The organism is Pseudomonas wadenswilerensis, from assembly GCF_900497695.1.
GTDB classification, from domain to species: Bacteria; Pseudomonadota; Gammaproteobacteria; order Pseudomonadales; family Pseudomonadaceae; genus Aquipseudomonas; species Aquipseudomonas wadenswilerensis.
This window is the reverse complement of sequence record NZ_UIDD01000008.1, coordinates 485,991-495,266: the sequence shown is the minus strand read 5'-3', so window position 1 is coordinate 495,266 and position 9,276 is coordinate 485,991. Positions and strand designations below refer to the sequence as shown.

The 9,276-nt window shown below is 63.5% G+C and carries 11 protein-coding genes and 1 pseudogene; 6 read left to right on the top strand and 6 right to left on the bottom strand.

Features of this window, described 5'->3' with window-relative positions; translation table 11 throughout:
* Positions 1–12 precede the first annotated feature (12 nt).
* A protein-coding gene (locus tag CCOS864_RS17780; protein ID WP_244211900.1) for an IS3 family transposase occupies positions 13–1,214 on the top strand; the annotation gives its coding sequence in 2 pieces (ribosomal slippage) (positions 13–319 and positions 319–1,214; 1,203 coding nt in all).
* 152 nt (positions 1,215–1,366) lie between these two features.
* On the opposite strand, the pseudogene CCOS864_RS17775 reads toward CCOS864_RS17780, so the two are convergent.
* Positions 1,367–1,444 (bottom strand): annotated as a pseudogene (locus tag CCOS864_RS17775) (YghX family hydrolase); the annotation flags it as partial.
* Positions 1,445–1,512: 68 nt separating this feature from the next.
* Between CCOS864_RS17775 and CCOS864_RS17770 the strand changes: the two are divergent.
* Both CCOS864_RS17770 and CCOS864_RS17765 read left to right on the top strand, forming a co-directional pair.
* The gene (locus CCOS864_RS17770; protein WP_115087651.1) at positions 1,513–1,824 is read left to right on the top strand and encodes a hypothetical protein; all 312 of its coding nucleotides are present in this window, start codon (positions 1,513–1,515) and stop codon (positions 1,822–1,824) included.
* 3 nt (positions 1,825–1,827) lie between these two features.
* Positions 1,828–2,010, top strand: a complete 183-nt coding sequence (locus CCOS864_RS17765; RefSeq protein ID WP_010225542.1) for a DUF1289 domain-containing protein — start codon at positions 1,828–1,830, stop codon at positions 2,008–2,010.
* Positions 2,011–2,014: 4 nt separating this feature from the next.
* On the opposite strand, the gene CCOS864_RS17760 is transcribed toward CCOS864_RS17765, so the two are convergent.
* Positions 2,015–2,926, bottom strand: a complete 912-nt coding sequence (locus CCOS864_RS17760) for a LysR family transcriptional regulator (RefSeq protein ID WP_115087650.1) — start codon at positions 2,924–2,926, stop codon at positions 2,015–2,017.
* A 125-nt stretch (positions 2,927–3,051) separates the two neighbouring features.
* Here CCOS864_RS17760 and CCOS864_RS17755 point away from each other — a divergent pair, with 125 nt between their 5' ends.
* The gene (locus CCOS864_RS17755; RefSeq protein ID WP_115087649.1) at positions 3,052–3,792 is read left to right on the top strand and encodes an SDR family NAD(P)-dependent oxidoreductase; all 741 of its coding nucleotides are present in this window, start codon (positions 3,052–3,054) and stop codon (positions 3,790–3,792) included.
* A 19-nt stretch (positions 3,793–3,811) separates the two neighbouring features.
* Complete coding sequence (locus CCOS864_RS17750) at positions 3,812–4,021, top strand: tautomerase family protein (protein ID WP_115087648.1); 210 nt, start codon at positions 3,812–3,814, stop codon at positions 4,019–4,021.
* Between the two features lie 69 nt (positions 4,022–4,090).
* On the opposite strand, the gene CCOS864_RS17745 is transcribed toward CCOS864_RS17750, so the two are convergent.
* From CCOS864_RS17745 to CCOS864_RS17735, 3 genes are read right to left on the bottom strand one after another with little or no spacing between them, the layout of a single operon-like run.
* A complete protein-coding gene (locus CCOS864_RS17745) occupies positions 4,091–5,185 on the bottom strand; it encodes a carboxylate-amine ligase (protein ID WP_115087647.1) in 1,095 nt (364 codons plus the stop codon).
* On the bottom strand, positions 5,182–6,132 hold the full coding sequence (locus CCOS864_RS17740; RefSeq protein ID WP_115087646.1) for a methyltransferase: 951 nt from the start codon (positions 6,130–6,132) through the stop codon (positions 5,182–5,184). Before CCOS864_RS17740 ends, CCOS864_RS17745 begins: the two co-directional genes overlap by 4 nt.
* A 12-nt stretch (positions 6,133–6,144) precedes the next feature.
* Entirely contained in the window at positions 6,145–7,488 is a 1,344-nt protein-coding gene (locus CCOS864_RS17735) for an iron-containing redox enzyme family protein (protein ID WP_115087645.1), read from the bottom strand.
* Positions 7,489–7,646: 158 nt separating this feature from the next.
* On the opposite strand from CCOS864_RS17735, the gene CCOS864_RS17730 reads away from it, so the two are divergent.
* The gene (locus tag CCOS864_RS17730; protein WP_115087644.1) at positions 7,647–8,369 is read left to right on the top strand and encodes a GNAT family N-acetyltransferase; all 723 of its coding nucleotides are present in this window, start codon (positions 7,647–7,649) and stop codon (positions 8,367–8,369) included.
* Here CCOS864_RS17730 and CCOS864_RS17725 read toward each other — a convergent pair.
* Complete coding sequence (locus CCOS864_RS17725; protein WP_115087643.1) at positions 8,366–9,253, bottom strand: LysR family transcriptional regulator; 888 nt, start codon at positions 9,251–9,253, stop codon at positions 8,366–8,368. The genes CCOS864_RS17730 and CCOS864_RS17725 overlap by 4 nt on opposite strands.
* Positions 9,254–9,276 lie beyond the last annotated feature (23 nt).

Sequence of the window (9,276 nt, the reverse complement as noted above, 5' to 3'; positions counted from 1 at the left end):
TGAACTGGCCTAATGATTTTGGACACCTTCGTCGGGCGCTATTATGGCGCCCAATTGGAGGCAAAATCAGTGCGAAAATCTTACTCGAACGAATTCAAAATCAAAGCTGCCGAGATGGTGCTGGACGATGGTGAGTCAGTCCCTGATGTCTGCGAGAGCCTTGGCCTAGGGCGGACCGCGCTTCGTCGCTGGGTCGAGCAACTGCGCCAGGAACGAGAAGGTCAAACACCAGTCGGCGCCAAGGCCATCACTCCAGAGCAGCAGCGAATCCAGGAGCTGGAAGCGCTAGTCCGGCAAAAGGACCGGGATATCGAAATCCTAAAAAAGGCCAGTGCTCTCCTGCTTCGGGACTCCAAGGATCGTTCTCGTTGATCAACGAACTGAGTGAGCAATTTGGTGTTTTCGACTGCTGTCGCGTCCTTGGAGTTCGGCGCAGCAGTTTCTACGCATGGCGAAAACGCCAGGGACGAAAGGATCCGGTCAGAGAGGATCTGCGTTCAACGATGGCCAGCCTTTTCAAGGCCTCTCGTAGCTCTGCTGGGTCGCGAACGCTGGTTCGGGAATTGCGTCGTGCTGGCCATAAAGCCGGGCGATACAAGGTACGTATGCTGATGAAGGAAGCCGGTCTGCAATGCAAGCAACGCAGGCCGCATCGTTACCGATCATCGGGCACAGAAGCATTGATCGCGAGTAACCAGCTCAAGCGAAACTTCAACGTCTCGACGGTCAACCAGGTGTGGTGCGGCGATGTCACCTACATCCAGGTAGGCAAGCGTTGGCTGTACTTGGCGGCTGTGATCGACTTGTATGCTCGCCGAGTGGTGGGCTGGGCTTTCTCAATGATCGCCGATGCCCGGCTTGCCTGCGAGGCGCTACGAATGGCGGCCGAATCTAGAGGTAGACCGGCTGGAGTGATGTTCCACTCGGATCAGGGCTGTCAGTACACCAGCCATAAATTCAGGGCTGCTCTTGAGGAGTACGGTCTGGAACAGAGCATGAGTCACCGAGGCCAGTGCTGGGATAACGCCGTCATGGAGCGCTTCTTCGGTGCATTGAAGTCTGAGTGGATGCCAGCAGAAGGTTACGAAACCGAAGCGCAAGCACAGTTAGACATCCAGGCTTATCTGATGCGTTACAACCTTAAGCGTCTCCACAGCTACAACGGCTATGAAACCCCGGTAGCCATGGAGAAAAAGCTCAAGGTTGCGGCATGAACCTAAACCGGTGTCCAAAATCTGTTGACCAGTTCAGCTTGCCAGCGATGAGGCCGGTACAGCCAGCACACCAGGTGTTGCCTGAATTACGAGCGCTTTGCGCTCGATCGCGGGCAAGCCCGCTCCCACAGGGTTGGCGCTGGACCCGCGATCAGGCCATCACCATAGCAAAAGCCGGTGATGCCAACCTTGCCGGTGGTTGCCGGATGCTTCATCAGCCATTCGATGGCCCACAAGCATAGTAGGCGTGGGCAAATAGCGTATGATCTGCCCGCCCTTCCACGAGGCTCCTCATCCCATGCCAATGAGCAAACGCGAACAGGCGCAGCTTGACCGCCGTCTGGTCGCTACCCTGACCGATGCCTGCGAGACCGCCAAGGCCGAAATCGTCGGTTTTGCCTGGCTCACTCACCTGGTCGACTACACCCGCTTCCCTTCCAGTTTGCAGGTGATCTGGGTATTCGAAAGCCGGGCCGCCAAAGACCACGCCCTGGCCAGCGGGCAAGGTGAGCGGATGATCGAGCTGACTGCTTTAGCGTTGCAGGATGCCGACGTCGAATTGCGCCCGCTTGCCCCCCACGTGCAGTTCGACGTCGAAAAACGAGGCTGACACATGGCCAAGGACATCGAGAACCCCTGCATCGCCGTGTGCCAACTAAGCGGCGACCTGTGCCTGAGCTGCGGCCGCAGCAAAGACGACATCCGCAAATGGAAGCGCATGAAACGCCCGGAAAAAATGGCTGCCGTGCAACGCGCCACCCAACGGATGAAAAGCCTGAAAAAAGCCAAAGGCTAGCGCTTCAGGCACCCGCACCCTGGGTCAGAAAATCAATGAAGGCCCGAACCCGTAGTGGCACATGGCGGGCATGAGGGTAGAGCAGGATGAACGGCCGTGAAGTGCCGCCATAGGGCGTCAGCACTTCCAGCAGCTGGCCGCTGTCAAGCTCCTGCTGCACAGTAAAGCGATACGCCTGCATCAACCCCGCGCCGCTTTTGACCAGGGTGACGGTGGCCAGGAAATCTTCCAGGCAGGTGATGCCACCGGACACCTCCAGTTCCTCGCGCTTGCCCCCGACCAGAAACGACCAGGGCACCTTGCGCCCGCTGCTGGGCAGTTCGAACTGGATGCACTCGTGAGCGGCCAGGTCTTGCGGCGTCTGCGGTGTGCCCGCTACACGCAGATACTCCGGCGTCGCCACGATCACCAGCTCGGCGTCTTCCAGGCGCCGGGCGATCAGGCTGGAGTCGGCCGGCTCGCGGCCGCGGATGGCCAGGTCGTAGCCTTCATCGGCAAAGTCGATGTTGCGGTTGCTGGCGTGAATGTCGATCTGCACCTGCGGATACAACTGGCGGAACCCGGCCAGCCTGGGCAGCAAGCGAAAGTGGGCATAGGGTGTCGGCACGCTGATGCGTAGCAGCCCGGACGGCACAGCCTGGCCACCGCTGAGCGCACGTTCGGCCTCCACCAGTTGGCTCAGGGCCTGGCGGCATTGTGCGTAGTAACTGCGCCCGCCTTCGGTCAGGCGCATCTGCCGGGTGGTGCGCACGAACAGGCGCACACCCAGGCGTTCTTCCAGGCGCGCCACCGAACGGCTGACCGCTGCCGGCGTCACCCCGGCCAGGGTCGCCGCACCGGTGAAGCTGCTGGTTTCGGCGGCCAGGCAGAACAGCTCGATACTGCCCAGTTGAAGGTCATCGAAGTGGCGGGTCATGGCGGCTCAATTGATTACATGAAGTATCAATTCAAATTCCATACACGCCATTTTTCAAGACCTGATTGCAAATTAAAGTCTGCCTCACTTGCCCGGCGACCCGCCTGGCCCACTGGAGACTGACCATGCACACCGCCAAGACTGTCATCGTAACCGGCGCCTCGAGCGGCCTGGGTTTCGCCATCGCCAAGGCTTACCTTGAGCGCGGCGACAATGTCGTCGGCAACGCCCGCACCCTCGCCCGCCTGCAGGAGGCCGCCGCCAAACTCGGCAACCCGGCCAATCTGCTGCTGGTCGAAGGCGATATCGCCCAGCCGCAAACGGCGCGAAAACTGTTCGACCAGGCCATCGAGGCGTTTGGCAAGGTCGATATCCTGGTCAACAACGCCGGGATCTTCATTGCCAAGCCGGTGACCGACTACACCGAGGCCGAGGTCGAAGCCATCGTCGACACCAACCTCAAGGGCTTCTTCTACCCGGCCCAGGCCGCAGCACGGCACATGGCCAAGAATGGCGCCGGGCATATCGTCAACATCACCGCGTCGATCGCCCTGCAGCCGAACATCAAGGTGCCGGCGCTGCTGCCGGTGCTGATCAAGGGCGGCATCAACCAGGCGGTGCGTGCCCTGGCCCTGGAGCTGGCACCGTCGCAGGTGCAGGTCAATGCCGTGGCCCCGGGGATCATCGATACCCCATTGCATGGCGACGACTCGCAGGCCCGCGAGGCCCTCAAAGCGCTGGCGCCGACCGGGCAGATCGGTTCGCCCGAGGATGTGGTCGACGCGGTGCTATACCTGACGGACTCGACTTTTGTCACCGGCACGGTGATTGCCGTGGACGGTGGTTCGGCGACGGGTACCTGGTAATTACAGCGAGGAAATGAACATGCCGTATGTCCATATTCGCGTGACCGATGAAGGCGTCACCCGCGAGCAGAAACAGCAGTTGATCGAACAGACCACCGCGATGCTCAAGCGGGTGCTGAACAAACCGCCGGCGTCGACCTTTGTGGTGATCGAGGAAGTGAACACCGACAACTGGGGGGTGGGTGGCGAAACAGTGACGACACTGCGCAAGCGAGAGAAAACAGAGTAGGCATCTGTCGCGGGGCAAGCCCGCTCCCACAGTAATCCCCTGTGGGAGCGGGCTTGCCCCGCGATAGCGTCAACACGATCTGACCTCTTGCAGCAACTCCCGCACCACTGCCAACATCCCCTGCTGCGCCATCGCCAACTGCCGGTCCGCACTGCTCCCCTGAGCGATAATCACCGCAGCCCGGGCAAAACTGCGATCACCGTCAAAACCCTGCGCAGCGTCCGCAAACACCGCCCGCGCCCGGGCCAGCCATTGCCCGGCGCTACCCTGCCCTTCGTCCTCCAGGCAGATGAACCGGCCATGCCGGCCATGGCGCATGGCCCGCCAGTAGTTCTCCTGGGCAATCCAGTGCGCCTCGCGGCTCAGGTGCACGGCAGCGCGTGGTTGCGCCAGATAATGTTCGACCATGCAGCGGAACATGCCGGCAATGCACAATGCCTCTTCAAGGTTCGGGCAGGCATCGGCGACTCGCAGCTCCACGGTGGGGAAACGCCGCGACGGCCGGATCGCCCACCAGCAGTCAAACCCCTCGCGCAACGAGCCGGTGCGCCGCAGCAGGGCCAGGTAACGCTCGTAAGCCTGCCAGTCACTCAAGCGCTCCGGCAGGCCCATGTGCGGCCATTCCCCGCACGCCACCTGGCGATAGCTCATGTAGCCCGTGGCCTGGCCTTCCCAGAACGGCGAGGAGCTACTGAGCAGCAACAGCAACGGCAACCAGGGCAGCAACTGGTTGATCAGTTGAATGCGGTCGTGCCCGGGCGGCACGCCAACGTGCACATGCAGGCCACACAACAGGCTGCGCCGGGCCACCTGCTGGTAGTCAGCGAACAGCTGGCGAAAGTGCTCATCGTCGGCAGGCTGCTGGTTGCGCCAGCCGCCCATGGGGTGACTGCCGGCGGTCAGCAGGCCGATGCCTTCCTCGGCCAGTACCTGCACCAGTTGCGTTCGACATCCGGCCAGAAATTCCCGGGCCTGGGCCAGGCTGCAGAACACTGGCGACGCCACCTCGATCTGGCCCTTGAACATCTCCTGGGCGAAGTGCGCGCCGAGCACCTGGCGGCACAGGTCGATCTGCGCCGCCGAGGGCGCGGCGAGCATGCGCCCGCTGGTCAGATCGACCAGCAGGTATTCTTCCTCGATGCCAAAGCCGCAGGGGCTGTTCATCGACGGGTGACGCTCAAGGCCACCGCGGCAATGCGTTCGACCTGCTGGTAACCGGGTTCGAGCAGTTGCTCGCCGAACACATCCGGGTCCAGTTCGTGGTAATGCCAGGCCCAGTCGGGTGACGCCAGCGGCGCTTGCAAGGCTGCCAGGAACGGGTCGCGCCCTTCGAGCATGGCCACCCCGGTGTACAGCAGCAAGGTGCCGCCCGGCGCCAGGCGTGGCAGCGCTTCTTCGACTATCCGCAACGACAGCCCGGCCCCCAGGGCACCGCCACCATGACGGTAGGCACGCTCGCTGGCGTCGAGCATGTAGGGTGGGTTGGCGACAATCAGGTCGAACGTACCGGTGATGCCCTGAAGGACATCACTGTGCTCGACCGAAACGTTGGCCAGCTCCGCGAGGGCCACGTTGATGGCGGTCAGGCGCAGGGCCTGCGGGTTGATATCCACGGCGCTGACCTGCGCATGCCGGCGGGCACGGGCGATCAGCACCGCGCCGACCCCGGCGCCACAGCCGATATCCACGGCGTGATTGATGCAGGCGAAACTTTGCTGCAAGTGCGCTTCGATCAACTGGGCGAAGCGGTAGCTGTCCGGGCCGAAGAACACCGCGTCGCTGCTGTCGGTGGGAAAGGCGGAATGAACGAACAACAGATCATGCAGGCTCGACCAACGCACCCGGCTGCGCAGCAGCTCTCCCTGTTCGTCGATGATCTGCGCCAGTTGCATCTGCGCCACCTCGTCCGGCGACAGCAACGAGGAGGAAAAGGGCCGGTTCCAGCCGAAGATATCGCGCAGAGTGCCGGCCTGTTGCGCGCCCTCACGCTGGTTATTGCGCAACTGGGTCAACGGCGTGACGCTGGTAAAGCGATAGCCATCGGCCAACAGCCGCCGCCCCAGTTGCAGCAAGGCCTGGTCGGCCTGGCGTTGAGCCTCGGTCAATTGCATGGTCACCCTCCCTCAAGATTCAAGCCCGGTCATCTGTGCGTATTTGCGGGTCGCCGCCAGGCCCTGGGGCAAAGCGTGGCGGGCGCCGGCCATTTCACTGATCAGGTAGGCGATCCGCGCTTCAGGGGGCAGGTCGTGGAGCTCGCGCTCAAGCGCATTCAGCACGGCATCATCGTGCATGGGCACTTCAGCTTTAACCGGCCCATGGCGCGGCCGGCGCGGCTGCCAGCTGACAGCGATCCAGTCATGCAGCAGCTGCTTTTCATAGGGGCTGAAGACGCCGAACATCGCCGCTGCCGGGCCTTCGATCAGTTGCCAGAAGCGGCTGTGCGCCGGGTCCTCGCCGCGCTTGATCCAGCCCTTGTCCTGCAAGGCGGCGAGAAAGCCTGGAATGCTGCCAGGCTCGGCCAGCCACTGGTTGACCGTACGCCCTTCGATGCGACAGTAATCGGAGTGCATGTGCTGGCCAAAACTGCGCTTGCGCTCGAAGGCCGCCAGCAGCTCGGTTTCCAGGTCAAAGCCGGCAATGATCGTGGGAGAACAAGGGCCCAGCTCGTTGAGCCGATAACCCCGGGCAACCCGCCGATAGAACTCGCTGCCCCCCTGCTCCGGCCACAGCTGCGCCAGCGCCTGCACCGCCTTGCAGGCATGGCCGCTGCTGGCGTTGTCGATGGTCACGTGCAGGCGAAAGTACTGCGGATCGATACCCAGTTCGTCCAGCTCATAAGCGCTTATCAGCAAATGCAGGGGCAGCTGTTCATAGCCCAGGTTATAGCCGATCACCTCGGGCAAGAAAGCCTCGGTGTTGAAGCCCAGCGCCAGTTGCAGTGCGCCCTGCCGGTAACGGTCGTCAGCCAGCGGCAACACCTCGTGGCAGCCCAGCTCGCTGAGCAGGCGCCGGTAGATCAGCACATGGTTGCAGGCCGGGTCGCCATCGCCGAGTTCTTCCAGGTAGATGCGGATCAGGCCGTGGTAGCGCGGGTCGGCCCAGTGCCTGAGCATGCCGAACAGCCAGGCGCCATCCACCGCCTTGGTCGGAGCGACATGCTGGAGAAAATACAGGGCATGGGCGCGGTTGCTGAAATAACGCCGGGCACCGCCCGCCTTGCGTTCGGCCAGGTACCCGGCGTAGTGCCCGGCCACGGCCGCCGCGCGGTCGGCGGTCCATTGCCCGAGCTCGGCAGGGTTGTTCGGCAGTTCATCAGGCAACGCTTCGGCCTGCTGCAGCTGCTCGGCCAGCCAGGTGGCGCTGCCGCTCAGGTCGCCCCGCAGCAAGGCATGGTAGCGTGCCTCATGGCCGGCACGGGGGTTCAAGGCCAACGGGTCGAGCGCGGGTGCGGCGGTCATCACGGTCATGGCGGCAGCCTTCGGCAGTCGGGCGAAAAGTGCCCTCTAAGCAAGGGAGCGCTGCGCTGAAGATGAAGTTCAGATCAACCGCGCGTTGAAGGGACGGATGGCAGGCCAGCGCGGTAGAATCGCGCCATTGCCGTTTTTCCCTGGAGTCACCCCTACCGATGCCCGCCCTCCACCACTTCGTCGCCCCGCCAGCGGAGCCGATCAAAAGCCAGATCCTGCAGATGGTGGTCGACTACCTGACCGACATCAGCAGCGTCGCCCTGCCGCCGAGCAACCCGCTGTACAGCCTGTACCAGTACGGCATCGGCTTCGAAGTGCACCTGTACCTGGAGGCCATGAACGGTTCGCGCGGCATTCCGGTCGAACTGATCGTGGCCATGGACCTCGACGATCCCGAGCAGGTGGTGGGTTTCTTGCTGTACTTGCCGCTCAAGGATGATCCCGAGGCGTGTTCCGTGGCCTACCTCGCCGTCCAGGCCAGCCACCGTCGCCAGGGTATCGCCCGCGCCATGCTGGCGCAGATGACCGCACGCTACCCCCATGCCGAGCTCGGCTGCGTGGCAAGCAAAGTGCCGGTCTTCGAGTCCCTGGGCTTCCAGGTGACCGGCGCACGCGGCCCGCAGGTGTTGCTCAACACCCGCGCCCAGCCCAGCACCGGCATGGCGGCGGTACTGGACGTGGCGCCGATCTACCGCACCCTGGAAGTGCAGCAGATCCACAGCTACCTGCTCAAGCAACACGGCAAGCGGGCGATGGTCGATGCCGAGAAACAGCGCGACCGCCACCTCGACCAGCTCAGCCGCAAAGCGCGCACCCTGGCCCTCGAACGCCTGGGTGAAGGGCCGTGGCTGGACGGCGGCCGCGGGCCGCGGCTGGTCTAGCTTTTCGCTACCTGGCTCATCAGCACCTGCAGCACGAAGCGGGTCCCCTGCTCCACCTCGCCCTGGCGGCAGGCGATGCCCAGGTGCCGCCACAGGCCTGGGCGCAACGGGCGCATGCAGATACGCGGATCATGCTCCGGCGCTGCCGATTCATGGGGCAGCAAGGTGGCGCCATAGCCCGCGGCTACCAGGCTTTTCACCGCGTCGTTGTAATTGAGCTGGATGCGCGCCGGCGGTTGCAGGCCGGCGCTGGCAAACCAGTCGCTGGTGACCCGTGACAGCTGGGTGCTGTTGTCGTTGAGGATCAGCGCGCGGCTGGCCAGCCAGCCCGGGCTGATGCGCGCCGGTGGCGACCAGCTCGACGGAATGAAAGCCATGATCGGGTCGCGCCGCCACGGACGGATCTCCAGGCCCTTGATCGCCGCTTGCGGCAGCGCCACCAGGCCAATGTCGAGGCTGCCGTCCTGCAGGCGCGCCAGGGATTCGCTTGAAGTCAGTACCTGCACCTGCACATCGATGCCCGGATGCTGCACGCCGAGGATGTCCAGTGCCTGCGGCAGCAAGTGGGCAATGGCGCCGGTCGAAGCGCCCAGCCGTACTCGCCCGGCCAGGCCCTGGACCTGACGCTGGACATCATCCAGCGCCTGTTCGACATCGGTCAGCAGACGCCGGGCGCGTTCGAGCAGGGTTTCACCGATGGCCGTGGGGCGGACCTGCCCGCGTTTGCGCGACAGCAACGGTGCGCCAATGCGCGCTTCAAGGTCTGCAATGTGCAGGCTGACCGTGGGCGGCGCCAGGTTCAGCGCCCGCGCCGCCTGGGCAAAGGAGCCGAGGTCGGCGATCACCACCAGGGTACGTAGCCGGTCGAGGCTGATCTCGCGCATGGGCTTATCGTTCAGAAAAGATG